The 25,927-nt window shown below is 56.3% G+C and carries 16 protein-coding genes and 6 pseudogenes; 16 read left to right on the top strand and 6 right to left on the bottom strand.

Annotated elements, in window-relative coordinates; translation table 11 throughout:
• Positions 1-161: 161 nt before the first annotated feature.
• The 4 genes and pseudogenes from AB4Y32_RS36260 to AB4Y32_RS36245 all read left to right on the top strand — a co-directional run.
• A pseudogene (locus AB4Y32_RS36260) lies at positions 162-572 on the top strand (tyrosine-type recombinase/integrase); the annotation flags it as partial.
• The gene (locus tag AB4Y32_RS36255) at positions 569-1,558 is read left to right on the top strand and encodes a tyrosine-type recombinase/integrase (protein WP_368725889.1); all 990 of its coding nucleotides are present in this window, start codon (positions 569-571) and stop codon (positions 1,556-1,558) included. The pseudogene AB4Y32_RS36260 and the gene AB4Y32_RS36255, both read left to right, overlap by 4 nt.
• 105 nt (positions 1,559-1,663) lie before the next feature.
• Positions 1,664-2,665, top strand: a pseudogene (locus AB4Y32_RS36250) (IS91 family transposase); the annotation flags it as partial.
• A gap of 161 nt (positions 2,666-2,826) precedes the next feature.
• A pseudogene (locus AB4Y32_RS36245) lies at positions 2,827-3,282 on the top strand (ATP-binding protein); the annotation flags it as partial.
• Between the two features lie 71 nt (positions 3,283-3,353).
• On the opposite strand, the pseudogene AB4Y32_RS36240 reads toward AB4Y32_RS36245, so the two are convergent.
• Positions 3,354-3,903 (bottom strand): annotated as a pseudogene (locus AB4Y32_RS36240) (IS110 family transposase); the annotation flags it as partial.
• Positions 3,904-4,512: 609 nt separating this feature from the next.
• Here AB4Y32_RS36240 and AB4Y32_RS36235 point away from each other — a divergent pair.
• The gene (locus tag AB4Y32_RS36235; protein WP_368725888.1) at positions 4,513-5,481 is read left to right on the top strand and encodes a helix-turn-helix transcriptional regulator; all 969 of its coding nucleotides are present in this window, start codon (positions 4,513-4,515) and stop codon (positions 5,479-5,481) included.
• A gap of 265 nt (positions 5,482-5,746) precedes the next feature.
• Here the strand turns inward: AB4Y32_RS36235 and AB4Y32_RS36230 are convergent, their stop codons facing one another.
• Genes AB4Y32_RS36230 through AB4Y32_RS36220 form a run of 3 tightly spaced genes read right to left on the bottom strand, consistent with a single transcriptional unit; the run spans position 5,747 to position 8,632 of the window.
• Positions 5,747-6,610 (bottom strand): ABC transporter permease, encoded by an 864-nt coding sequence (locus AB4Y32_RS36230; protein WP_368725887.1) that lies wholly within the window; start codon positions 6,608-6,610, stop codon positions 5,747-5,749.
• The gene (locus AB4Y32_RS36225) at positions 6,603-7,517 is read right to left on the bottom strand and encodes an ABC transporter permease (protein ID WP_368725886.1); all 915 of its coding nucleotides are present in this window, start codon (positions 7,515-7,517) and stop codon (positions 6,603-6,605) included. Before AB4Y32_RS36225 ends, AB4Y32_RS36230 begins: the two co-directional genes overlap by 8 nt.
• Positions 7,514-8,632, bottom strand: a complete 1,119-nt coding sequence (locus tag AB4Y32_RS36220; RefSeq protein WP_368725885.1) for an ABC transporter ATP-binding protein — start codon at positions 8,630-8,632, stop codon at positions 7,514-7,516. The genes AB4Y32_RS36225 and AB4Y32_RS36220 overlap by 4 nt, the downstream gene beginning before the upstream one ends.
• A gap of 359 nt (positions 8,633-8,991) precedes the next feature.
• Here AB4Y32_RS36220 and AB4Y32_RS36215 point away from each other — a divergent pair, with 359 nt between their 5' ends.
• The 11 genes and pseudogenes from AB4Y32_RS36215 to AB4Y32_RS36170 all read left to right on the top strand — a co-directional run bounded on the left by AB4Y32_RS36215 (position 8,992) and on the right by AB4Y32_RS36170 (position 22,240).
• On the top strand, positions 8,992-9,927 hold the full coding sequence (locus AB4Y32_RS36215; RefSeq protein ID WP_368725884.1) for a 3-keto-5-aminohexanoate cleavage protein: 936 nt from the start codon (positions 8,992-8,994) through the stop codon (positions 9,925-9,927).
• A complete protein-coding gene (locus AB4Y32_RS36210) occupies positions 9,914-11,239 on the top strand; it encodes an aspartate aminotransferase family protein (RefSeq protein WP_368725883.1) in 1,326 nt (441 codons plus the stop codon). The genes AB4Y32_RS36215 and AB4Y32_RS36210 overlap by 14 nt, the downstream gene beginning before the upstream one ends.
• Positions 11,240-11,716 (top strand): PaaI family thioesterase, encoded by a 477-nt coding sequence (locus AB4Y32_RS36205; protein ID WP_368725882.1) that lies wholly within the window; start codon positions 11,240-11,242, stop codon positions 11,714-11,716.
• 202 nt (positions 11,717-11,918) lie between these two features.
• A complete protein-coding gene (locus AB4Y32_RS36200) occupies positions 11,919-13,073 on the top strand; it encodes a M20 aminoacylase family protein (protein ID WP_368725881.1) in 1,155 nt (384 codons plus the stop codon).
• A 379-nt stretch (positions 13,074-13,452) separates the two neighbouring features.
• Positions 13,453-14,568 (top strand): porin, encoded by a 1,116-nt coding sequence (locus tag AB4Y32_RS36195; RefSeq protein WP_368725880.1) that lies wholly within the window; start codon positions 13,453-13,455, stop codon positions 14,566-14,568.
• Positions 14,569-15,004: 436 nt separating this feature from the next.
• A complete protein-coding gene (locus tag AB4Y32_RS36190) occupies positions 15,005-16,384 on the top strand; it encodes an amidohydrolase family protein (protein WP_368725879.1) in 1,380 nt (459 codons plus the stop codon).
• 146 nt (positions 16,385-16,530) lie between these two features.
• Entirely contained in the window at positions 16,531-17,670 is a 1,140-nt protein-coding gene (locus tag AB4Y32_RS36185) for an extracellular solute-binding protein (protein ID WP_368725878.1), read from the top strand.
• A gap of 92 nt (positions 17,671-17,762) precedes the next feature.
• A pseudogene (locus AB4Y32_RS40775) lies at positions 17,763-18,064 on the top strand (IS6 family transposase); the annotation flags it as partial.
• 384 nt (positions 18,065-18,448) lie between these two features.
• Positions 18,449-19,228, top strand: a pseudogene (locus AB4Y32_RS36180) (IS4 family transposase); the annotation flags it as partial.
• A 773-nt stretch (positions 19,229-20,001) separates the two neighbouring features.
• Positions 20,002-21,297, top strand: coding sequence for an EAL domain-containing protein (locus tag AB4Y32_RS36175; RefSeq protein WP_368725877.1), 1,296 nt, complete (start codon positions 20,002-20,004; stop codon positions 21,295-21,297).
• Between the two features lie 196 nt (positions 21,298-21,493).
• Complete coding sequence (locus tag AB4Y32_RS36170; RefSeq protein ID WP_368725876.1) at positions 21,494-22,240, top strand: Crp/Fnr family transcriptional regulator; 747 nt, start codon at positions 21,494-21,496, stop codon at positions 22,238-22,240.
• A 714-nt stretch (positions 22,241-22,954) separates the two neighbouring features.
• Here the strand turns inward: AB4Y32_RS36170 and AB4Y32_RS36165 are convergent.
• Positions 22,955-24,187, bottom strand: coding sequence for a glycosyltransferase family 4 protein (locus AB4Y32_RS36165; RefSeq protein ID WP_368725875.1), 1,233 nt, complete (start codon positions 24,185-24,187; stop codon positions 22,955-22,957).
• Entirely contained in the window at positions 24,184-25,827 is a 1,644-nt protein-coding gene (locus AB4Y32_RS36160) for a heparinase II/III family protein (RefSeq protein ID WP_368725874.1), read from the bottom strand. Before AB4Y32_RS36160 ends, AB4Y32_RS36165 begins: the two co-directional genes overlap by 4 nt.
• Positions 25,828-25,927 lie beyond the last annotated feature (100 nt).

Here is a 25,927-nt window from a genome sequence, read left to right as displayed (position 1 = left end):
TGACCTGCGCCTCTCGCGAAAGCGAGTCCAATGTCAATTAGACTATGCCGATCATGTTTTGTTCGTTGTGCTTGAATTTGAGACTCATTCTGTCTGGATCGAGCATAGTTTACAAGGCGGCATAGTTGCCGCTACGCCGCTAGCGGCGTAGCGGCAAGAGTCGTCTGGTTCCTCTCCACGATACAGCGACGGAGGGGCTGCACAAATATCTAACGCTGCGGCGACTGGCGCATCCGGGCGATGACCATGTGTTCGTTGATGACGACGGTCACCCGCTCAGGTACACGATTGCCTACTGGACGTTCCGGAAGCTGCTGAAGTTGGCTTGCATTGGCCCTTCCTCCAACGGCCAGAGCCCGCGTTTGCATGGGCTCAGGCACACGTTCGCCATTCGTGCACTCGAAGCGAGCCCTGAAGGCCGGGACCGCGTCGGGCAGCACATGCTGGCCCTTGCGACGTACCTAGGCCACGCCAACATCAACGATACCTATTGGTACATCGAGGCCACTCCGGAACTCCTGCGCGATATTGCAGCCACCGCCGAGGACTTCCTCATCGGAGAACAGAAATGACTCGATTAGCTCCCCACGTCTCGGCATTCCTTCGAGAGACCCTCGCACATCAGAGAGGTGCCAGTCAACATACCTGCGACTCTTATGCCTCCAGCTTCCAGCTCCTGTTCGAGTTTGCCGCCAAACGGCTTAATGTGTCTCCCTCGTCGCTTGCGCTGGAGCAGCTCGATGCCGGAATGATCAGTGCGTTTCTGGAGTATCTTGAAGATGAACGACAAAACTCACCGGAGACCCGCAATGTTCGACTGGCAGCAATCAGGTCGTTCTTCCACTTCCTCGAGTATCGCGAGCCCATCGCGCTCGAGCAGATAAGGCGTGTTCTTGGCATTCCATACAAGAAGACTGATTCGCGGCTGGTACCGTATCTGTTAGAAAAGGAAGTCCGGGCTCTGCTCGATGCACCAGACCCAACAACACGTGAGGGAATCCGGGATCGGGCAATGCTGCATCTGGCTATCTGCGGTGGCCTGCGCGTTTCAGAATTGACGGGGTTACAGATGACGGATGTTGCACTGCTGTCGATGAGTATCCGCGTTCATGGTAAGGGGCGACGTGAGCGTGCGCTCCCCCTCTGGAAAGTGACCGCCAATGCGCTACGTGCGTGGATCGCGGTACGGGGAACGGCCCGAGTACCGGAGTTGTTCGTCAATGCCCGGGGTGATGCGATGAGCCGCTGGGGGTTTGCCTACGTCCTCAAACATCATGTTGAGGCGGCGAGCCAGAAGTGCCCTTCGTTGTTACAGAAACGTGTTTCGCCGCACGTCTTGAGGCATACGTGCGCAATGATAGTACTGCAGAGCACGAACGATATCCGAAAAGTGTCTCTCTGGCTCGGACATAGCGATCTGGCTACTACTGAAATCTACACCCGTGCCGACCCTACCGAGAAGCTTGAAGCACTCAACGCAATCGTTCCTCCGGAACTGCGCAGGGGCTCGTTCAGGCCATCCGACAAGGTCATCGCCATGCTCAAGGCGAAGCTTTAATGGAGAGTTACAGGAGCGCGAGTTCCCCGGTTCGCGCTCGCTCGACACGTCCACTCCCCATACGAAACTACTCCCCATAAGACACGTAATGGAGCGCACTCCATTACCTGTCGCAACCGGCACTGTCCGAAGTGCCCGTCACTCGCCCGTGCGCAGTGGCTTGAGCGCCGGCAAGCCGAACTGCTGCCTGACGTCGAGTACCTCCATGTGGTCTTCACGCTGCCCGAGCCCATCCCCGCACTCGCGTACCAGAACAAACGCGTGCTCTACGACATGCTGTTCCGCACCAGCGCCCAGACGCTGCGCACGATCGCCGCCGACATCTCGGTGCCGAAATCGGCTTCATCACGATCCTGCACACGTGGGGCAGAATCTGCTGCACCATCCGCACGTGCACCGGGCGGTGGCATCGCGCCCGACGGCGAGCGCTGGATCGCCTGCCGACCGGGCTTCTTCCTGCCGGTGCGGGTGCTCTCGCGCCTCTTCCGGCGGCTCTTTATAGAGCAGCTGCGCCGCGCATTCGATGCCGGCACGTTGCGCTTCCATGGCCAGCTCGAGCCGCTCCGCGATGCCCGTGCGTTCGCCACCTGGCTTGCCCCCAGCGCACACGCGGAGTGGGTCGTCCATGCCAAACCACCGTTTGGCGGCGCCGCACACGTGCTCGATTACCTGGGTCGCTACACCCATCGCGTTGCCATCTCCAATAACCGGCTGCTCGCCTTCGACAGGCACACCGTGCAGTTTCGCTGGAAAGACTACCGGCACGAAGCCAGGCACAGAACCATGACGCTCGCGGCTGACGAGTTCATCCGCCGCTTCCTGCTGCATGTGCTGCCCGACGCCTTCAAACGCATCCGCAGCTACGGATGGCTCGCCAACCGACATCGGGCCGCGCGCCTGGCCACCTGCCGGCGGCTGCTCGGCGTCGAGGCTCCCGCCGCTGAGGCAGTCGAACCCACAAAAGACTACCGTGACCACTATCAGCGATTGACCGGAAAGTCATTGCGAGACTGTCCCGTATGCGGCAGGGGCCACATGGTGCGCATCGAAAGCGGTGTGCCCGGCATCCTGCCGCGCGCCCCTCCCGTCCCGCGCCATGTGCACTAGCCAGCATCGACCCCATTCCCGAATACGTACGCCTTCCCCGACCAGGCCTGCGCGACCGGACTCGTGCCTCCGGCTTGCTCTCGCGGCGCAATTGCCTGAACCCCTGCTTGCCAGTCGGTTGAAACGCTCATTCGCACCGCGTTCACCCCAGGCTTCATACGATCGTCCGGAACCCGGGTACTGGCAAGTCGCACGTTGCAAAGGCCATTGCCTACCAGGCCGTCCTGCAGGGCTACAAGGTCCAGTACCTTGAGACCGACGACTTCTTCGACCGCTACGTTCTCAGTCCACCCGCGCAGCGGGAAACGCGCCTGCGCGCCATCCTCGATGGCAATCTGCTCGTGCTTGATGACCTGTTCCTGTCACGAACGATTCCCGACGACCCCGGCGCGCTGCTGCAAATGTTGATCCACCAACTCTACAAGCTGTGTCGCAGCGTCGTCGTGACTTCCAACCGCGTCGTCCAGGACTGGGGCGCTTACCTTGGCGACAACACGATGAGCACCACAATCCTCGACCGCCTCATGCATCACTGCCACCTGCTCGAGTTCGACGGTCGCAGCTATCGACTTAAAGAGGCCGCTGAAACCCTTGCGCGAAAAACAAAAGAGAGCTAAATAACGTCCACGTCCTGCTTCACGGGGTGGGGGAATTTAAGTGCCCATAAGTGGAGGAGTTTGAACTGCCCGTCCGGGCTTTGTTCGAACCGTTGATCAGCGATCCAACGCAGGTGCATGCGGCTCCAGGCCGTCTTACCCGAGTAGATGCGTCCGTGGCGCAGCAGGAATGCCTACAATTGTTGACGGGCCTTGAGTCGCATACTCACCGCGTCTTCGCGGGCGCGCCACAGGTTGCGCAGCGCTTCGTGTGCGGCATCGGTATCCAGATCGCCGTGAGTTCACCGGCCCGTGAGAGTTCCGCCAGCCGCAAGCAGTCGCGACGGTCGTTCTTGATCCCGTCTGCGCCGGGTGTGGCGTCAGCGAGGCAGCAATCACCTAGCATTGGTAGCCATGGCCGGTGAGTTCGCGATAGAGGCCGTAGCCAGTTGGCCCCGCTTCGTACACCACGCTCACCTGTGCGGCTTCGTCGTACTTGCGCAAAACCTTCAACAGCGTCGGCACGTCATGTCAGATAGTGCCGGCAAATCTTGCAGCTTCCCGACCGGGCTCGCACACTGCAATCGAGATGGGGTCCTTGTGCACGTCCAGTTCGACAAAAAACTTGATAACCTTGTCCATGGCCTGTCTCCTGAAGTTCTGCGCCTGGCCCACCCAGGCGTATGTGGCTCGGCATACTTCGGTGCGCAACCCACGATACGCGAGACGGGTCCTCGCGGTGTTCAGTCAGCAGCGACCATTATGTCTAGGCAAGGCTCAGATCTTCCACAGTCTCTGCGAGGAACTTGTCAGCGAGGGTTCAGGGCCGAGCAGCCCGTGTCGAAACAGGGATGAGGCCGCTTGTCCTGAAAATCGTCGCCGACCTGAGGAACAACGACAGGCAGTTACTCGGTGCTTTTTTCAAGGCGGTCCACTCAGGGAGAGCCCGTGCGCTCATTCGAACAACTGTCGATCGCGAACTGGCTTTGCGTTCATGATATTCGATAGTGGTGCCTGCACTGCCATTCTGGAGCCGGAAGTTTGTCGAGCCGCGCCTTTTCCAGGCCCTGTTGCACTTTTTTGCCCGGTTTTCAACCGGGGATCTGCCCAACTCGCTAGATTCCTTTTGATGTTGTAGAGTCTGCGGTAACATTTTTGCCATGTTACGGCGTTTTCCTCGACGTAGGTCTGCTTTGGTGCGGGTTTACCCGAATTATGAGATTGACTCGTCCCTCGAGAAGGTGGGTTGTGGTGAATACCGAAGATTTCGTCCAGCGTCTGGTCCAACAGTCTGCCTTCCACCTGCAGCGGACCGACAAGAGCAAAGAGGGGGGTAACTACCGCCTAGTACCGCCGCCGGGGATCGCACTCGGGCAGGTGGAGTGCTATTACGATTACAAGAACCCCTCGCTCACGATCAGACGTTTCAAGACCACGAGCGCGTTTCATGATGACGAACATGGCTTGGGGCGAATCGTATTTCTGCTTCATTTATCGGGGACTCGTCGGCTCGAGCTAGGGAGTGACGTCTCCCATGTGCTGGAAAGGCCGACACTCGCAGTTTATTATCAGCCGGTTGGGGTCGATAAAAGAAGTGTCTGGATCAGTGATACGGAAGAGGTATCGCTGACTATAGGTGTATGGCCCGAAACACTGATCTCGCTCTACGGGTTTTACCCGAGTTGCCTTCCGATGTTTGCCGAGCGCGAGGGTAGCAATTCTGCGGTTTTCTGGCATTCCAGGCCACTTCCGTATACGCTGATCTCTGCTGCGAAGCAACTCGTGAGCGGTGGCGTGCATCTCTCGTTGGCGAAAAACTATTTGTCGATTAAATCGCAGGAGCTGCTCTGTCTCAGCCTTAGCACGCTGATGTCAGACGGCGAATTGCATGCGAAGCCCGACGTAGCACAGAGTCGAACGGAGAGCATCAAAACCATCATTGATTCCAATCTCAAGACCCCGCCGTCGTTGTTGGACCTAGCAACCGATTTCGGTATTTCTGTTCAGGAATTATCAACCGAAATACGAAGAAGTTTTGGTGTTAGCTATTTGCAGTATATTACTGAGCGCAGGATGAAGCGCGCGATGCTGCTGCTTGAAAGTGGTGATACTGCATTAAAAAGACTGGCTTTTGAGGTGGGATATCAGCATACGTCTAATTTTTGTACCGCATTCAAGCGGCATTTTGGGACGACACCGAAAGATGCTCGTGTGAAGTAGTTGGTCTGGCAGGCGAGGAATGCACCGGGCAGACCAATAAATTCAGTTCGACTTCGATTTGTGCGATTGCTGACATCGCTCCACTTCCCACTCGGGAAGATTCTTTGTATGCAGAGGTTTGCGGCTCTGGAAGCAGCCGCAAACCTTTAAAGGATCGAAGAATGTATCGTCGCCTGATACCTGTGCCGCTTTAGTTGACCGACTCCGCGTGGTGGCCGACCGATCCATCGGGTCAATCTGCTATCGCAATGGCTCCTGTAACAAATCACCACGGGTCGCAGATTTGCGTCAGCCGCTGGCGAGCATACCGATTTCGTTTTTTCTGCGCCAGGTGCGCGGCACCCATGAGACCAATAGAAACAAGAACAATAACCGTCGATACTACTGCGATAACGGGGGTGAGATTGAAATCGATGTCCTCAAACAGTTTTCTGGTAATGGTTTTGCCTTGATCTCCAGAGATGAAAAACGATATCGTTGCTTCGTCGAAAGAGGAAACAAAGGCAAAGATGGCTCCAGTCACTATGCCCGGCATGATTTGAGGGAGAACGATTTCGAAAAACGAACGTCCACGCCCGGCGCCACAATTCAAGGCTGCCATTTCGAGGATTGGATCAAACGCTTCTAGTGATGAAGAAACGGAGACCACCACGTACGGAACGGTGAGCATAGTGTGCGCCAATAGAAAGCCAAACAGGTTTCCGGTCAAGTGCAGCGGTGAGAAAAAGAGGTAGAGCGCTAGAGCGATGATAATTTGAGGCACTATCATTGGGCCGAGTGCCAGTCCGAGGACGAACGATTTTCCAGGTAAGTCGCCACGCACGAGCGAAACTGCCGCGAGCGTACCAATCACCACAGCTGAAATTGCAGTAAGGCATGCGATTTTCAGACTGAAAAGCGCAGCGGCAATCCAGTCGGAATCGTTAAAAAAAACAGTGTACCAATGAAGCGATAACTTGGATGGCGGGAACTCAATGTACGGCGCGCTTCCGAACGAAATGGGTATGACAATTAACGTCGGCAAGACGAGAAAAAACAGGACGACGGCCACGAAAGCGCCTCCAGCCAATTTGCTGAGCGCGAGCGATCGTGGGTCGCGAAGCTGAATAAAAGTAGTGGCATCAGACATTTTTGATCCGTCCGGTAGGCGCCAGTATCTTGCGAAAAACGAGCGCGATGGTAAGAGTGATTGTAAGAAGGACCATTGCCAGGGCGCCGGCAAGAGGCCAATTCAGCATTACCGTCGTTTGCTGGGCAATCAACGTGGACATCATGAGCGTCCGGGGGCCGCCGACCAGGGCAGGTGTGACATAGAACCCAAGAGCCAGGATGAAGGTCACCAATGTCCCGGAATAGACCCCGTTCATGCTGAGCGGCAAAATCACTTTAAAAAACGTCACAAGCTTCCCGGCGCCGAGGTTGGCCGCAGCCTGTGGCAACTCGCTGGGAATGGTTTTTAATGCATTGAATATAGGAAGGGTCATAAAGGGCAATAGGACGTGTACCATCGCGACGATTACGGCGCCTTCGTTATAAATGAGTGACAGTGGCTTTCCTATGATCCCAAGCTTCAAAAGGGTTTCGTTTACAACCCCTGTTCGCTGTAGAAGAATAATCCAGGCATATGACCGAACAAGTAATGACGTCCAGAGTGGGATAAGGACGCAAGCCATGATCAAAATTGAGGCCTTGCTGCCCGCGCGCGCCATCGCAAGGGCGACTGGGTAGCCAAAAAACAATGCGCCCACAGTTGTAAGGAGCGCAATTCGCAGCGTGCGCAATAGGATCTTCAGATAGATAGGTTCGGTGAAGATAAGCGAGTAATTACGAACCGTAAAGTCAGGATCAAACACACTTCCAACGAGCATGTGGCCGACAGGGTAAAGGAAGCTAAAAACAAGTAGCGCAAACAAGGGGAGCAGCAACAGAACTGCCAACGGAAGCGGGTATCTGTCGCTTCCTCCCCGTTTTAATCCCTTGGGCGAATAGCGATTCAACATAGTCTGGTTGGTTGGGCTCGCGTTCAGGCTACTCATTGGACACCACCGTTTTCACCGAAGAGGTGAATGGCGTCGCTGTCCATCGTAACGTCAACGGCATCGCCACGCGTGAAAGCGGGCAGGTTCTGACCGGCGGGCGCCTGGACTTGCAGCGGAGCGTCACTACGGCCGTCGATATTAACCAGCAGAATGTGATGCGACCCGACATAAATTGACGTCTCTACGATTCCCCGGATGGAGGTTGGGCCACCCAAGCCTTTCTGGAGGACCGAGATACTCTCCGGTCGTATCGCTGCACGCAGCGGGCGTCCGTAAGTGAGGGCTGGCCCGTGTGCTGCAGTCTCCCGGGTGACGCTTATCGTCGACCGGTCAGATACACGGATCTGCGTTCCACTTTCCGAGCGGCCCAGGTACTCGACTGAGAGGAAATTCATTTTTCCGATAAATGCTGCGACGAACGGCGAGGCCGGTTGTCCATACAGATTCGACGGACTGCCAATCTGCGCTATTTGACCGCCGTTCATGACGGCGATCCGGTCCGACATTGTCAACGCCTCCTCCTGGTCATGCGTGACATAGATGACGGTAACGCCAAGGCGCTGCTGAAGGGTTTTGATCTCGATCTGCAGCTGCTCTCGCAGGTTTTTGTCGAGTGCTCCAAGTGGTTCATCCATCAGCAGCACGGGAGGCTCGAAGACGAGTGCGCGCGCTACAGCGACGCGTTGTTGTTGTCCACCTGACAACTGGACTGGCTTGCGATCGCCGTAAGCGTCGAGGCGAACCATGGCGAGCGCCTCATCGACACGGCGGTCGATATCCTGCCGATGCACCTTCCGCATGCGCAGCGGAAATGCGATGTTTTCCCGTACCGACATGTGTGGGAAAAGCGCATACTTCTGGAAAACCATACCAACATTTCGCCGATTTGGCGCGACGTGGGTAACGTCCGTCGCGCCGACCTTGATAAGTCCGGCCGTCGGCAGCTGAAAGCCGGCAATCATCATCAGCAGCGTCGTTTTGCCGGACCCCGAAGGTCCCAGAAGCGAAAGAAACTCGCCGGCGGCAACCTCGATAGATACGCGGTTCACTGCGTTGGCGGAACCGTAGCGCTTCTCGATATCGCGAATCGAAACACTTTCACCCTTCATCATCTCCTCCAGACTGGCGTTTCATCTCTACCAGGACGTTGTTGCACGTTTATGCACGGCTTCGTCCTATGGCTCTGACCGCAGATCATAAACATACACGCATCGCACCAAAAATCCGCGGATTATGAGGAGAGGGTCATTTGTTATGGTGGACCGCTCTAACGGCTGAGGTACGCAAAAGCAAGGGGGCGAAGTTTCCGAATGCGAGGTTGGAGGCGCGAGCAACTTTCATGTTGCAAATCTTCTGGAGAACTCGTTGGTTCGTACCTCTCATAACTCTTCACGAGCGGTAATAACGCCAGCAGATGGCATGGCGGCGTTGGATTCCCTAGACTGAACTGCAACTCAATCGGAGTCCTTTCATGTCTGATAGCCGCAAGGTCATTATAACGTGTGCGGTGACTGGTGCTGCACACACACCCTCGATGTCGCTATATCTGCCGATAACGCCCGAGCAAATTGCACAACAAGCGATTGATGCAGCCGCAGCTGGCGCGGCGATCATTCATTTTCATGCCCGCAACCCAATCGACGGCCGACCTACACCGGATCCGGAGGTCTACGCGCAGATTATCGATCAAGTACGCCGCGAATCGGATGTGGTTATCAATATCACGACTAGCGGCGGACCCAACACTTCCGTAGAAGACCGGATCGCGGCCGCAGTGCGCTTAAACCCCGAGCTAGCTTCGCTCAACATGGGCTCTCTCTCGCCTTATGGCCGCGGAAAAATGCTTGCAAAGTTCGAGCGTTGGCAACACCAATGGGAGAAAGAGCAGTTTATGGGGGCGTCCAATCGTGTGTACCCAAACACTGAAGAGATGTTGACCAGGACGATCCAAGAAGTGGGAGCGGGCGGTACACGGTTCGAATGCGAATGCTATGACGTCGGTCATCTATATAACGTCGCATACTTTGCAGATATCGGTCTTCTCAAACCGCCGTTCATTATCCAGACGGTATTCGGGTTTAGTGGTGGTATCGGTCTCGATGCAGACAATATGACGCATATGCATAACGTGGCCAGTCGTCTCTTCGGTCCGGATCATCGCTGGACCGTCTTGGCGCCCGGCAAGCATCAATTCCGGCTTTGTACGATGGGTGCGGCGATGGGGTCAAATGTACGCGTTGGTCTGGAGGACAATCTGTATCTGGACAAAGGCAGGCTTGCTCGCTCGAATGCCGAGCAGGTCACGCGTATGCGCGAGATCCTCAACCTGTTGTCGCTGGAGATTGCAACACCGGACGAAGCGCGCGAAATCCTCTGTCTGAAGGCTCGGGGGAATGTCAGTGAATAACGTAGAAAACAAGTCGAAAATGGATATCGCAAGCGCCGTAGTTTCTTTGGAAGATCAATACACCCGCGCGAATCAGAACAGTTATTCTCAATTCCTGGATGCATCTCGCGTGCTTCCTGGAGGCAATACACGCGTGGCGCTTTATTACGACCCGTTCCCGCTATATATTCAGCGGGCGGAGGGCGGCCACGTTTACGATGTTGACGAGCACAGATATCGGGACTTCATGAATGATCTGACTGCTGGATTTTACGGTCATTCCGATTCTCGCATTATCGAGGCATTGAAGTCAGCACTCGACAATGGTATCAGCTATGGTGGACCGCATCCCCATGAAGCCCGACTGGCAAGCCAAATTTGTAAACGGTTCGCTTCGATCGAGCGAGTGAGATTTACCAATTCCGGTACAGAAGCCAACCTGTTGGCCATGCGGTTGGCCCGGGCGGTCAAGAAGCGATCGCTGGTCCTTGCATTTTACGGTAGCTATCACGGAAGCCTTGCCAGTTATCTCGATGTCAATGCACCGCTGAATGTCGACCAGGCAGAGATGGTCTTCGCACGTTACAACGATATTGATGATGTGCGTCGCTGCATTGAAGCTGCAGAAGGACATATTGCTGCAATCATTGTTGAACCCATGATAGGAAGTGGGGGCGGTATCGTCGGCGACTGGGACTTTCTGCGGTCACTGAGGTCGATATCGACCGAGTACGATGCGCTCTTGATCTTCGACGAGGTGCAGACTGCGCGCTTTCATCCCGGTGGTTTGCAGACTGTGGTCGGCATCACGCCTGATATTACAACTATCGGCAAATCTATCGGCGGCGGAATCAATTTCGGTGCCTTCGGCGGCAAAGCCGAAATTCTGAACTGGATGAATCCGATGCAGAAGGGAGCGATCGGGCACGGGGGGACCTTTAACAACAACGTCTTGACGATGATCGCCGGCAGCGTGGGGCTCGAAGAAATTGCGACTGAAATGGCGCTTCGGAATATCAACGAACTTGGTGACACGATGCGCAGGCAACTGATCGATGCCGCGACACGCTTCGGTATGGCGCTGTCGGTCGGCGGATTCGGATCGATTCTGTCACTTCATTTCCAGGAAAAATTGCCCGCGCGGCCCGAGGAAGTCAAAACGTCGGCCGTGCAACGAAAGCTGTTCCATCTGCACATGCTGCTCAAAGGGTTTTACGTTCCGCGTAGAGGCACGATCAATCTCTCGTTGCAGACCACGCAGGAGGACTGCTCAAGCTTTGTTGAGGCATTTGCAGAGTTTGCTGAGCTCTATGGTCGACAGTGTCACAACTGAATGAATTCGCTAGCAGAAAGCACAATGAGCGAGCCGTTATCCAGTCAGCCGATCAAGACCGGTCCAGGTCGCTGGTCTCCTGGCGAAATCGAACAGATGCCGTTGCGCGGTTTCCAGCGCGCGTTGGGAATCACTTTGGACATGGTTTCACCAAATCATATTTGCGCCCACATCGCGGTTGGCGAGCAACACGTTAATTCTGGAGGGGTTGTCCATGGTGGAGTGCTAATGGCGCTGGCGGATAGTCTCGGTGCCATGGGGGCGTTGCAGAATTTGCGGCCCTCGCAGCGCACTGCAACGCTCGAATCAAAAACCAACTTTGTACGGCCGTGTTGCGGCACCCGAATCTCAGCCGAATGCACGGCAGTTCATATTGGGCGACAGACATCGGTTTGGCAGACGGTCCTTTCCGATGAGCGAGGCGCTCCATGTGCTTACGTGACTCAAACACAGCTGCACATTGAGGTCGACAGTTGACGGCCCGCGTTAATGGCATGACGCAGTAGCTGTCCTCGAATATAGCGCTGCTTTGACGTGACGACGCGTATAAAGAGCTGACCTGTATTCAGATCTGTCGCTGCGTCATCATAGCCATGAGGACCTTTCATTCAGACGGGAAAAATGCATGGAAGTCGAACACGCCGCTGTTTTCGAATAAAGGTGTTGAAGGGCGCAAATAATGATACTTGAAGAGACGACTATTGCGGAAGCTACGGAATGGAGGCGTGACTTTCATCGCCATCCCGAGCTTTTGTTCGACGTTGACCGAACCGCGAAACGTGTCGCCGAACTCCTTTGCAGTTTCGGATGCGACGAGGTTGCGTCAGGAATCGGTCGTAGCGGGGTGGTGGCCGTTGTGCGGGGATCCGAGGCGTCGGATAGCCGAATGATCGGCATCCGGGCAGATATGGATGCTTTGCCGATACGGGAAGATACGGCCTTACCGTATGCATCGACGTGTCGGAAACATATGCACGCGTGCGGCCACGATGGTCACATGGCCATGTTGCTCGGTGCAGTAAAGCATCTGGCTGCGACGCGCGCGTTTCGAGGCACGCTCGTCGCAATTTTCCAGCCCGCTGAGGAGGGCGGGGGTGGGGCCAAAGTCATGATCGACGACGGCTTGTTTGAGCGGTTTCCAGTCGATGAAGTCTATGCCCTTCACAACATGCCGGGTCTGGACGTCGGCACATTTGCCTTGTCGAGCGACGTTATGTTCGCAGCATCGGACCGCTTTGACATCAGGATCGTTGGTAAAGGTGGGCATGCGGCTCGACCGCACGAGACGATTGATCCGATTCATATTGCCAGTCACTTGATTTATGCACTACAGACCGTCGTTTCGCGGAAATCCGATCCTGTAGATCCCATCGTGGTCTCGGTCACGTCGATTCACGCAGGCGAGGCATACAACGTTATTCCGGCTGACGCGATTTTAAAAGGTTCGGTTCGAACCTTGTCGGAAGCCTGTCGTGATAACGCCGAAAAGTGCATCACTGAGATGGCAAAGCGTATATCCGCAGCATTCGGCGCCGCTGCCGAGGTCGAGTATCGACGCGGATATCCACCGACGGTCAATCATTTTGCGCAAGCAAGGATTCTGGGCGAAGCAGCAGCCCGGGTGGTTGGCGATGCCGCCGTGCAGTGCAACATGAGGCCGATCATGGGGGCAGAAGACTTTTCGTACATGCTGAAGGCGCGTCCGGGTGCTGTCATCCTGATGGGAAACGGCCAGACCGCTCCGCTCCATCATCCCAAATACGATTTCAACGACAAATCGCTGCCATTGGGCATGGCGTTATGGATAAACGTAGTCACACAAGGTTCCGTCTGAGAAAAAGATGGCGTGCTAGTCGCAGTGCGTCTGCGTATTGAGCGGTGGCTGGACAGTACTGCATTGCTGCCACGTAGACTGACCTGGGATGCACATTCCTGAAGGGGCCAGCGCTCGGGGCGGTAATGAGCAGGCTCCACGCCGACGCAGTTCATGGGTGGAAGGCAATCGAGGAAAACCGGCGAATTGGTTTACAAGGACGCGCCCTCGATTGTGCCGGATATGGCCCGTTGGCTGAAAATTTCCTTGATTTAGATCGGGAAAGCGAAGAACCTTAGGTTCGAGTTAAGGTAAAGATAATTAGAAATACTTAGTGATATGCATTTTTTGATGGAAGTCTTGCTGATGAGCAGCGTATCGGAACGCGTTTGGAGATCACATGAAAAAACTTTTAGGAGCAGCTGTTCTGTCGGGGACAGTGGCGTGCGCGCATGCACAGAGCACCGTCACGCTTTACGGCTTAATGGACGAAGGTCTGGACTTTACTAACAATGCAAATGGAAGTAAGGCGTACGTGATGGACAGCGGGTTCATACAAGGTAGCCGATGGGGACTCAAAGGCGAAGAAAGCTTGGGAGCAGGCCTAAAAGCGCTCTTCCAGCTCGAGAACGGCTTCAACGTGAACAACGGAAAGCTGGGACAAAGTGGCCGCATGTTCGGACGGCAAGCCTACGTCGGGATCTTCAGTGCTGCGTACGGATCGATCAAGCTTGGCCGACAGTATGACTCCATTGTCGATTATGTGTCGACGCTTTCCGGCGGCATCCTCTCGCATCCATACGACAACGATAATTTTGGATTCACTTTCCGTTTGCAAAATACAATAAAATACACCAGTCCGTCTTTTTCCGGAGTTCAGTTCGGCGGGACATACAGTTTCTCGAATGACACGAATTTCGCCAATAACCGTGCATTCAGTGCTGGCGCGAACTACTCCGTTGGGGGGCTGTTGGTTGGGATCGGTTACCTTCAGGGGAACAGTCCGTCGAGTGATACCACTGGTGCGATCGGCGATTCCTTCTTCGGAGCAACACGACTGCGCATCTTTGGAGGAGGGGCAAAATACCGGTTCGGCTCTGCTGCAGTGGGTATTTTGTACACGGACTCATATCTGCAAAATCCAACGAGCTCTGTCTATGTTGGTGCAATCACGCCGACGGGCGGGGGGGCGTCGAGCTTGCGCTTCCAGAATTTTGAGATAAATGGGAAATATGATTTCACGCCCTTCTTCAATGTTGGCGCGATGTATAACTACACGAAGGCCACGCTGAGCGAATCGGGCGGTAAGCTGAAGCCGAATTACCAGACGGTAGGCGTGATGGCCGATTATTTCCTGTCTAAGCGAACGGACGTTTACGTTGTTGGTGCTTACCAACACGTCGGCGGCGACACCACTGGATCCGTTCTCGATTTCGCCTATGTACCGTTCTCGGCAGGTGTCTCGTCTAACAGGAATCAGTTGTTCGCGCGCGTGGCTATTCGTCACAAGTTTTGAACGATCGTTACGCGTCTGACACGCGAAGGCGCGTAATGACGAATGCCTGTCCGTTCCGACGCCACGCCGCGCTAACAGTCGCCCGGTTCAGTCGCAGGCGGATTGATACCTTCCTGTTGGAAACGGCTGAATCCGTTGAATTGCATCCGTGGTGACGCCGAGACGCCTGTCGTCGCAATATGGGGACCGGCTGCCCTCGGCAGCGGAGCCCCGCGTGACTAAAGACGTCACGTCCTGCGGTTTCAGTGGGGGACGGCATAACGATGTACGCGACAGCATAATGCGAGCGACCTACCAGGATTGGCGTACTTACCGTAAAGTCAGTTCAGCATGCGGCGAGCGGCAATCACAAGCCACAGTACGGCATGGGCGGCTCTGTCGTCGACAAGTTGCGCCACTCTGCCACGCGAAATGCGTAACCTTTTGAGTGATTGGAATGAAGCAGCAGGTAGACTACGTTATTACCAACGGTGACATCTTCACGGGTGACCGCGACTTTCCATACATCAGCGACGGAGCTATTGCAGTGGCCGGGAATCGTATTGAGGCGCTCGGTCCCACGCAGTCGTTACTGGCGCAGTACGCGCCGAAGCAGACGTTCGATGCCCGGGGTGCTGTCGTTCACCCAGGGATGATCGATACACATATTCACGCCACGTCGATTGCACTGCACAGCTTGCCAGTTACGCTGGATCAGGTTTCCCCGTTCAAGGTGTCCTATACCGATGTCAAGGTGCAGACGGACGACGAGATAACCGAGGCACTGACGTCTGCGATAGCAGTCGCGTTCCTGCGCAGAGGTTACACATGTTTCATGGAAGCGGGTACCGTCCTCGAGACAGATGCTTTCGCGTCGGCGCTGTGCCGTGTCGGGATGCGCGGTATGGTTTCCGCACCGTTCGGTTGGGATGATATCGGTCACTTCGCAACCCACGCCGCCGGAATGATTAGCGAGCGGCTGCTTGAGCGAGCTCCGGCGACGCGTCGGGCTGTTATCCAACGTTTGGAGAAAGAGCTTGCGCGAAACGCCGACAAGAACACGCTAGTCCGGGGGTATGTCTGCCTGTATGGCGAGGGATCGGCGACTGATGGCCTGACTCAGGACGCATACGAACTCGCCAAGCGGAACGGTGTGGGCTTCAATCAGCACCAGGGCTTTATCCGCACGTGGTACGACATTGAAGCCGCCAAATATGGCATGTCTGGAGTCGAACGGCTTCAAAAGCTAGGTGTTCTCGACGAGCGAACCACATTGACTCACTTGAATGTGATGAGCGAATCCGACGTGGAGATGATCAGAAGTCAACGACCGGGCATAACCTGGTGCCCCAATAATGCGTTGCATCGTGGGGTGCATCCGTCGGATCCGTGCCACTTCCCGAAACTTATTGAAGACGGAGTATGCGTTTCGCTAGGGATGGATACTACGATGTACCATCCCTTCGGCGCAGCGGGCATCGCCAGTTTGCTGCTGTCCGCCGCAGTGGGCCAACGGTTGGACGATGCGGAGCCGTTCTACATGCAGACTGCCAACGCTGCTCGGAACATCGGTCTGGCTCAGGAACTGGGAGCGCTGTCGGTTGGAAAACGGGCCGACATTGTTGTTCGCGCGGTCGAGGACATTACGCACACTCCGCTTGAGCACAGAGGCGGCTTGCTCGCGCTTTCTTCCTCCCAGATTCCGGTTGATCTGGTCATGATCGACGGTCGAGTCGTCATGCAAGACGGAAGGGTCACTAACGTTGACCAGGACGAGGTACTCGGTAAGGCCCTTGAGCGGCGCCGGGAACTGCTAAAGCGAGCCCAAGCCAATTAATTCGAATCGGCACACTGCACACGGGGAGAGAGTTCCGCATAAAGATGCGGCGACGCGTCGAGTGACGAGTGAATGAATTATCCGGTGGTGCTCGGCACGGCCGATGCAAATCGCCGTACACCTAACATTGCGAGGAGGAGAACAACATGAGTACGAAACCTTTTGGCCCTAGCGTTGACCGACGGCAGTTCATTCGCATTGCTGGCAGCGTCGCTGCAACTGCTATCATATCCCCGCTTTTTTCCAGGCCGGCGTGGGCGGCGGACCCCTTCGAAGACCTGGTAGCGAAGGCAAAGAGTGCAGGTGAAAATCGAGTAGTGATGGCCGGTGGAACCGGGGCCTACGTCGATATGGTGAATAAGTACTTCTACGAGCCGTTCACCAAGGCCACCGGAATTTCGGTCGAGAACGTCGGTGGCTCGTACGGGGACCGTATCGCTAAACTGATGGCGATGAAAAAGCTCGGCACTGTTCAGTGGGATATGATCTCGACGTCCGCTGACTATCTAACGCCAACTATCACGCCAATGTTGCGTGACCTCAATAGCTGTCGGCTTGTTCCAGAAGTTCTCCGCAACGGTGTGCCGGGCTCATGTTTGGGACGTGCCGTGACATTCGACATGGGAGCGGCGGTCCTTGCCTACGATACCCGGAAGTTTCCGGGCGGAGGACCTCAGAACTGGGTGGACTTCTGGAACACCAAGCGATTTCCAGGCCCTCGTGCAATGCCTAATTTCGGTGTGCCATGGTGGCCAATGATCGCGGCGCTACTCGCCGACGGAGTGCCGAGCGACAGGCTTTTCCCGCTTGATATGGATCGGGCCTTCAGGAAACTGGACGTGATTAAGCCGGACGTCACAGTGTGGTGGAATAGCGGGGACCAGAGTCAACAAGTCTTTCGAAACGGCGAGGTTGTGATGGGGATGATGCTATCTGGCCGTGTTGCGCGCCTCCAGGAGCAGGGCTTGCCGTTAAAGACGATTTGGAATGGTGCGCCGCTGGACTCATCGGTTTGGGCAGCGGTCAACGGTGGTCCCCATCCCAACGCTACTTTGGCGCTGCTGGATTTCATTTATACCCGGCCGGAAGCCCACGCGCAGTACATGAGAGCATCGAAAGCCGCAACTGCAATGCAGCCTGCCCTAGTCTATCTGACTCCGGCAGAAAAGGAACGCCTTGCCGTTAGCCCGAGTAACTGGTCGCAGGTAGTTCGTATCGATCCGAATTGGCTTGCAAAGTACGGCGCGACTGCCCAGGAGAGGTGGGTCAATTGGATTGGCGCTTAACGACTGGACAAGCGGTGAACACAGTATCACCACTGCGGTGGTGGTGACGTTTCATCGGGCGGGAAGTGAGAGCGAAAGGCCCCCGATAATTCGTAACTGACCGGTTGTGCAGCTACCCGGCGGCGAAGGCAGAAGTTTTGAACTTGGCCGGCATGAAGCACGTGTTCGTGATAGTGGCAGCACCGGTCAACAACCGCGCGGAAAACAGTCATCAACCAACGCGCCGCCTTGAGCGTGCCATTTCCGAGTTTCGGCGTGTATACAAGCGCTCCTTTCGAGCGTCGATCCGATCAGGCAGCAGTTCGCGTTACCACGGCACTGCATGAGCGCACAATTCCGTCGCATAGCTCTCCAGGCGCGCCTTTCGGCATGGCATCGCAGCGACCGTGGTTAACGCGAATCACCCTGCTATTTGATGACGATTCAGTTTATCTTTAGCCAACCCAGTAACGCCAGATTGACAATGCTGAGAGTGCCGATGACGCCTATCGCGCAAATATTGACCAGCAGAAAGATCGCCTGATCTTCCCTTGTATTACACAGAAAAGCACCGAAGCCAAACAGGGCGCTCCAAAGAATGCTCGCAAAAAAGAAATGGCGATTTGTATGTCGGCCTGTTACGTGCTACACGTCCACGGCACAGGTAGCTAATGCCGCTAGCAACGCGGTCACAGCCCCGCTCCCAATGCGTACGGGATCGAGTCATTCAGATGGGGATGGTGGAAGCGCGAAAGGGTGGTTTCAGATCACTGTCACCGGAGCGAGGTAAAAAGCATCCCGGGTTGCCGAACAGGCTGCGGCACTGCCTGCCACGCGGCTCGTCTACGTGGCTGACCGGGAGTCGGACATCATGGCGTTGATGGTCAAGGCACGCGAGTTGGACAACCCGGCCGATTGGCTGCTGCGCTCGCAGCACAATCGCACCCTGCCTGAAGGCGGCAAATTGTGGAACAAGGTTACTGCGGGCAAGCCATTGGGCAGAATTCACTTTACGCTGGCAGCCCGTCAGGCTCAGCCGGCGCGCACGATCCGGCAGCAGGTGTGGGCGCAGTGTGTCGCGTTGTTGCCTGATGCCGCAGGCGACGTGGTGAGCGTCACGTGTATCGTCGCCCGGGAGGTCGACCCACCGGCAGGCGTCAAGCCGGTTGAATGGCGGCTGCTGAGTAATCGCCAGGCGAACGACCTTGATGCGGCGGCGCAGCTTATTGACTGGTACCGGGTACGTTGGGAGGTGGAACTATTCTTCCACGTACTCAAGAACGGCTGTCGGGTCGAGGCGTTGCAGCTCACATCGAAGGCACGGCTTGAGCGCGCCCTGGCACTGTTCATGGTGGTCGCGTGGCTGATGCGACTGGGCCGAACTTGCCCGGACCTGGATGCAGAACTTCTTTTCGAGTGCGATGAGTGGCGCGCGGCATTCATTCTCAGTAAAAAGAAACCACCCAAGACGTCACCGTGCCTGAATGAGGCCGTGCGTCTGGTCGCCATGCTTGGCGGCTTCCTGGCGCGCAAAGGCGATGGCGAACGCGGAGTCAAGACCATCTGGAATTGTGTGTAATCAAATGGGTAAAAAGACCGCACCGAAGAGAAGCGTCGGTGCGGGGGGCCCAAAAACCAATGAAATGTTCCGCAACGGGGTGACGGAACGACAGCAAGTATAGATCGGAACGATCGACCAAAGCTGACCAATGCTGTGAGCGGTTTCGCCGGGCCGTTCATCGTATCGCATACGTTGCTGGATGGCTTCCTACGTTTCGCACACCGAGATAAAAGGCAGCTCCGCGTGTTGATGCGATTTTTAAGTATTGGCAGAACAACAATGCCCATAGCGCTCGAGATTCAAACAATCTGATGAGCAGCTCACCATTCGATCACGAATCAGGATTCGTCAGCTTCGTGTCTCTTTCTCACTCTACAATTGATTCATTTCCGCAACCAGAAATAGCTGGTCACGTTAGGTTCCGCAACGCCATCAAACCTTTCTTCGTCGTTGCGGGCGTTTTTCCTAGGCGCAAGATTTCGAGGCCATCTTATCTGCCAAAAGTTCATTTAGGCATTCTCGCAGGTGGTGCAGGCTCTTTACTCGTCCCGCGATCTTTGCATGAGTATCTATTCTTCAGGACCGCACGTTTTCTAGGCCCAACATTTTATCATCATGGCTTTAGCAAGAGCGCATATACACAGACTAGTTGTGACTAGACGTAACGTATTCTCTGCGAAGGAGCGCTCGAACGCTCGGCGTGAAAAAGTGGTACGAGCTGCCTTGAACACCGCGTTCGGCGATGAGTTGTTGCCTGTCTCGAAACGAGCATTTGTTCCCATGGTGCCGGAGTGAGCAAGCACCTTTATCTCGTCCCACCGTGCGCCAAACTAACTTTACTAACTCCGGCAGAAGAAGCCATGGCGGTCTCGACTACGTTTACGAGAGAAAATGCGGTGTCGGTCAACTACTCCGATACAAAAACGACATGTGTCGTAGCTTCAATCCGTAATCTTGTACAGATCGAAGGCGCGTACGGAACGGACGCTGCGCTGGCCGTGAGGCATATTGTGCATGAGCGCGCGCGTGAATTTTCTATGCGCAAGTCTGGAATTGTAACGTTCAGCGGTGGCCTTATCTTTTTTGTGATGCCCCGAAATGATTATAGTGATTCAGACGATGTGCCTCATGTTCTGGACGACAACAGCATCGTCGAATCGGTCATCGCGGCACTCGGCGACGAGCCGGTACCGACCGCCACAGGCATGATCCGCGCGGCAATTGACGCTTCGACCCCGCCAGATGTTGACGAGCCGTTCGATCTTGACGAGGTCGGATCTCATGCAGCGCAAATGGGTGGTAAAACCTGGCGCGCAGGGTACATGGCAGATATGCAGACTGCCAACGGGGTGTTTGATTCACTCGAACGGGGCGAATTGTGTTTTCGTTATGAGAAGGTCTGCAGCGCGTGCGACATCGGCATCATCGGATACTACGAAGCACTGCTGTGCACGACAGAGAATGGAATGCCCGTCAGTGTCGGCAACAAGATTCCCGTTCTCGAACGGCTCGGACTTATTGGCCGTCTAGATAAGTGGGTAGTGGCATCCGTCATCGAAACGCTGCGGGCATGCCCTGATGTCTCTCTCGGATGTAATGTCTCGGTTCAGAGTGCGACGCTCGACGGATGGTGGGCGACGATCATAGAAAGACTCACCAGAGAGCCGCAGGTAGCCAGGCGGCTCGTCGTCGAAATTACGGAAAGCGCGCCGTTTACCGACATGGATGCATTAAGGGACTTTATTCGAGTGTTGCGACTGCTGGGATGTCGCGTTGCGCTCGACGACGTTGGCGCGGGTCATAGCTGTTTAAAGAGTCTCACCGAACTGCGTGTCGATATGGTGAAGGTCGATGGTTCATATCTGCGCCATGCCCGCGCGACAGACCGCGCGAGAGCGCGCTTGCGATCCCTGGTTCAGCTGGCGCGGCTGTGTGCATCGCACGTTGTGCTCGAGGGTATAGAGCGCGAGGCAGACGTGCAAATTTCCCTTGCATGTGATGCCCAATGGGTACAGGGATACCTCTTCGATCCCATTTTTGGTTCCGATTTGACGCATCCGGTTACCAATCGCGATAGAGGGGACTGATTGGCTACACTCAGCCCCCCGACGCGCGGATCAGTCCGCCTCACGGGCAATGGAAGACAGAGAGACGTTTGGCAAGGTCTTATGCGCCGGGGGCAGCAATAGATTTCCGCTTGGCATGCGTCGTTCGACCCGGGCTTATGGAGGTCCGGACCAGCGTCAACAGACAATTGGCTGACCCGACGAGGTCAGGAAAATCATGAGCGACAATGATCGCCCGAAACCGAAAAATCGCGTCTCTATCGATATTCTTCGTCGACAACGCCTGTTATCGAGCCTCGACGAAAACGCGCTACGCGCTATCGCGGCACACGTCCGAACCCGACAGTTTAAACGTCGCGACATGGTGATTCACCGGGGGGAACCGGGCTTTGCATTGATGTTCCTGTTTTCGGGCCGCCTACAGCAGATTTCGCTTAATGAAGACGGTCGCGAAATCGGACTTGGCTTCATTGAACCCGGGGATTATTTCGGTTTGACATCCATTATTGACGGCCACCCGCAAACCAATTCGGTGGTGGCAATCTCCGACGCGCTTGTGGGGTATCTTGACCGCGAGCATGCCGAACGATTTCTCTTACGATCGGTGGAAGTCACCTATTTGCTTCTGTGTCAGCTATGTGAATCAATCCGACAAGGATTCGATGATCGCTCGAGACTGGGGGTTACGAGCTCCCGTGCACGCATCTATGCTGTACTGTCAAGCATGACGACGGTAAGCCATGATGGCATGGTAACGATCGAAAGACCGCCAAGCCAGCGCGCCATCGCGATAACGGCGAACGTCAGCCGGGAAACAGTATCACGCGCAATCAACGTACTGATCGAAAACCGGATTATCAGAAAGGATCGTGGACGCTATCTCGTTCTTGACGAACAGACACTACACCGCGCCGCGCTCGGCGAAGTCGCTTTCGGCGAGGCACGCAGTGAAGAGTCTCGATGACCAGGCATGCGTATCAAGGGGGCGTGTAGGGCAGTGCTTTGTTCCTGGAATGCCACCCGGGTCTTGATTGGGTCCCTCAGTCAACCCGTGTCTTATGTTAATGTGCGAAGGGCCGTAATACGGTGAGCGTGCCGGGACGCCGGACATCCAATCCGCGCCCGACCGCATCTGGCGATATCTGCTCATATGCGCTGCTTCTGCGGTCACCCATGGTAGTGTCACCGTTGTTCGAGAGCATGCCCTGACAGCTTGGAACAACTGCCTGCACTGCTTGACTTCCCGTCGCTGGATCGTAGCCGACGCCAGCTGCGATGCCTGATGTGCTGCCTGACGCATATGCTCCGGTCGTCGAAGGACTGACGTTGCGCATGCTACGCCCGAGCGCGTCACATGGCACGAGAGCACGCGCGACGTCGGGATCGCTGCCGATAAATGCATCACGCGGGGATTCCAGCATCGAAGGCTGCGAGACGGCGCGTCTGCGCAGGTTAGAGCGCGGGGCACCGAGCGCATTCGGGGCGTGATGGTCCGTTTCCGGGCGAAGCCATGAAGCCTTTCCTGTCTGCCGCTGCGTCGGTGTTGATGCGGTTTGCGAGGATAGCAACGTTCGTGTGACCACGTCGGACGTCTGCGCACGGGTTTGGACCGCATACGTTAGTGAGACGATCAGCGCCAAAACGCGCATCAGGTGTGAGTTTTGTTCACTGGATCTTTTCATGGCTCTCGCTGCCCGATCCGTTGTGCAATGGCGTCAATCATTTTCTGGGCAAGCCGTCGCCGGTCATAAGCAACAGCCACGCGTGCTGCGTTTGATCGGTAGTGGTTGAGGCGCGCGGGATCGGCGGCAAGACGCACGACCGCCTCGGCGAGAGCGGCCGGGTCCTCGGGCGCGACGATCTCTCCAGTCCCGAGCAATTCGACCAGTTCTGTGGCTTCTCCGCGTGGCAGCGCTGCGAGAATCGGGGTGTGCATCGCCATTGCTTCGAAAATCTTTGAGGGCAACACGCTGCGGAACAGCGCCAGGTCGCGCAGCGGGACGAGGCACAAGTCACACAGCCCGAGCAGTGCAGGCATGCGCTCCTTTGGCTGCCGTGCCACAAAGCTGACGTTGTGGAGTGCAAGTTGTGCAGCGTGTGCCTCCAGTGAGCGCTTCTCTGCCCCAGCCCCGACCATGATGAACGTGATATCGGTGCGATGCCTGAGTAGTGTGGCCGCTTGGAGCACGTTGTGAAGACCATGCGCCATCCCGTGAGTGCCCAGATAACCCACGACGAAGCGCCCACTCAAGCCCAGTTCCTGGACGAGTTGCAGGTCGCGCGGTCCGGGCGTGAAATGAGTGAGGTCAACCCCGTTTTGCACGACTTCAATCTTGTCGGCGTCGATTCCCCGCTCGGCCAGTTCGCGTCTGAAGGAATGCGTCACCGAGATTATTGCGGCGGCGCTGCGATACAGATAGAGTTCGAGCGCTTCAAGCATCTTGATTGCGACGCCAGATCGCAATGCACCGACAGCGACGATGGATGCAGGCCATAGGTCTCTGAGTTCTAAGACGAAAGGACGGCGCCGCAGACCTGCGATGATGCGCGCGCCGAGTGCTGCGAAGAATTGCGGCGATGTGCCAATCACCACGTCGCAGCGCGGCAGCAGCGGAGACGCGATGATTGCAGCCATCATGAACGACACGTAGTCCAGCGTGCGCTTGACGAAGCCTTCGTTGGCCGTCATGTACGTCTTGACGCGAACGACGTCGATGCCGTAGACGTTTTGGCGCTGCCACCAGCGGTTGTGATAGCCCGCGTAAAGCTTGCCTTCCGGAAAGTTCGGTGCAGTAGTAAGAACGGTCACCGAATGGCCGGATTCGACCCATGCACGCGCGTGTTCGAACGTTCGTGAAGCAGGCGCGTTGGTCTCAGGGTAAAAATTATCAGTGACGAAAAGGATCTTCATGCCGGAGTCCGGAAGGAGAGGCGGGTGACGAGCGTCGCGTGCAAGAATGAGAGGCGTAGCACCTTGCACGGCACTTTCACACCGAAGCGGGGGTAATGGAAATCGTTGACAATATGGGCGGCTGAACCCGTGTGCGTTACATGACAGACTACTTTCCCGTCCGCACTGCCGATGACGTGACCTGCCGCGCTTTCGGTCAGGTCGATATGTGCAGCGAACCGCAGCGTCGCAAACGTGCCCTGAAGGTCTGCGATCGTGCGGCCGTCAGGTCTTTCGAGCCGGTCAACGATCAGCAAGGTTTCCTCGTCTCCGTGCCAGGTACGGCGATGGATGATCGAGCCTGGTAGATGCGCATAACCGGTGTGCGCCGCGCTGATGCTCCAAGTGGCGCGGTCGATGGCGCCCAGAGAGACAGCTTCCCCTGTTCTGCGCGTGCCGCTGTTGTCCGCTCGGCTGGATCGTCCGCGATGGGTTTGCGCCCGCATGTCAATGTCGATGGGATACGCGCGCCGTCCGACGCGAAACGCGCTCCATACGTCCGAGGAGTTTTGGGCCTGGTATGTCACCGTGTTGTGGGCGGACGTGCCGCGTTCGATCGTCCTCTGCTCATCAGCCACATAGGTACTTGTGCCCGCATCGATAATCAGCCGTTGACCGTCGAGCGACAGCTCAAAGGTCAACGTATCTGCATGGGCGTGGCCAGGCAGATAGTCCGGGCCGACCCGTGCGATGTCCAGGAACGCCACGTAGTCACCGCATTCAGCACGGACATAGCCGGACGCATCGAGTGTTGTTAGCGGTGGCCGGTACGATGCAGGTTGCACCTCGAGGCCCAGTCTTCCGGCATACTTGGCAAGCACGGCATATGGCCGCGCGATGCCGAAAGCGGCGTCGTTGAACTGTACGATCTCGCCGTCCGGGTGTGTCATCGTTCTCAGCCACTGCATCATGCGCGGCAACGGCTTGCGCGCCAGCGAGAGGCAGTTCTCGGCGTCGGCGCTGCACCTGTGTGTGCCGATACACGTGGCGAGGTTGACGATATCAAGCAGGTCCTCGATGAATATCGCGTGATACATCGGGCTCAACTCGATATGCCCACCGTCCTCTAGCACCTGTCGCGGCAACTCGCGGCGCAGGATTGCGAGGCCCGTCGCGAGCCAGCAGGATGCTTCCGGCGTGTCGAAAAACAGACCGGCGCAGACGAGCGCCTTGGCGTTCGCGAACAGGTGATTGCCGAGCAAGTGATATTCGAGCCTTTGTGCCAGATAGCGCGCCTGAACATAGAGGCTTGTCAGTGCCACGCTTGTCATGGGCTGGCCCGTGCTTGCCCATTTGATCCAGTTGACGATGCGCAGCGACAGTGGATATGCCTCCCAGCCCGCGCCCATCCCAACTGGATTAGCGACGATCCACGCGTCAATCAGACGGCCTAGCGAATACGCATGGTGGTTGCGCGTCGACTGGTTCAGGTAGTTGAAGTAGTGCAGGTTGTACAGCCACAGCCGCTCGTACTGCGGATTGTTCCATCCGCCGTTCAGATCGCCGTCGCGGTTCAGGAAGCGGAAGAGCTTGTCGCCCAGATACTCGTCCGGGCTCGAAGCGAACTCCGCAGGCGGCTGGTCGAACGTGGCAGGTCGCACGGCCCCATCGATGTGCACGTTGATGCGCGCGTGTGGCAGCAAAACGTATCTGGCGCGATACAGAACCTGAACAGGACGCAGATGGCGAACCGTATGGAAT

This window comes from Paraburkholderia phymatum (assembly GCF_040965635.1).
In the GTDB taxonomy this organism is placed as follows: domain Bacteria; phylum Pseudomonadota; class Gammaproteobacteria; order Burkholderiales; family Burkholderiaceae; genus Paraburkholderia; species Paraburkholderia phymatum_B.
This window is presented reverse-complemented; position numbering and strand designations above follow the sequence as displayed.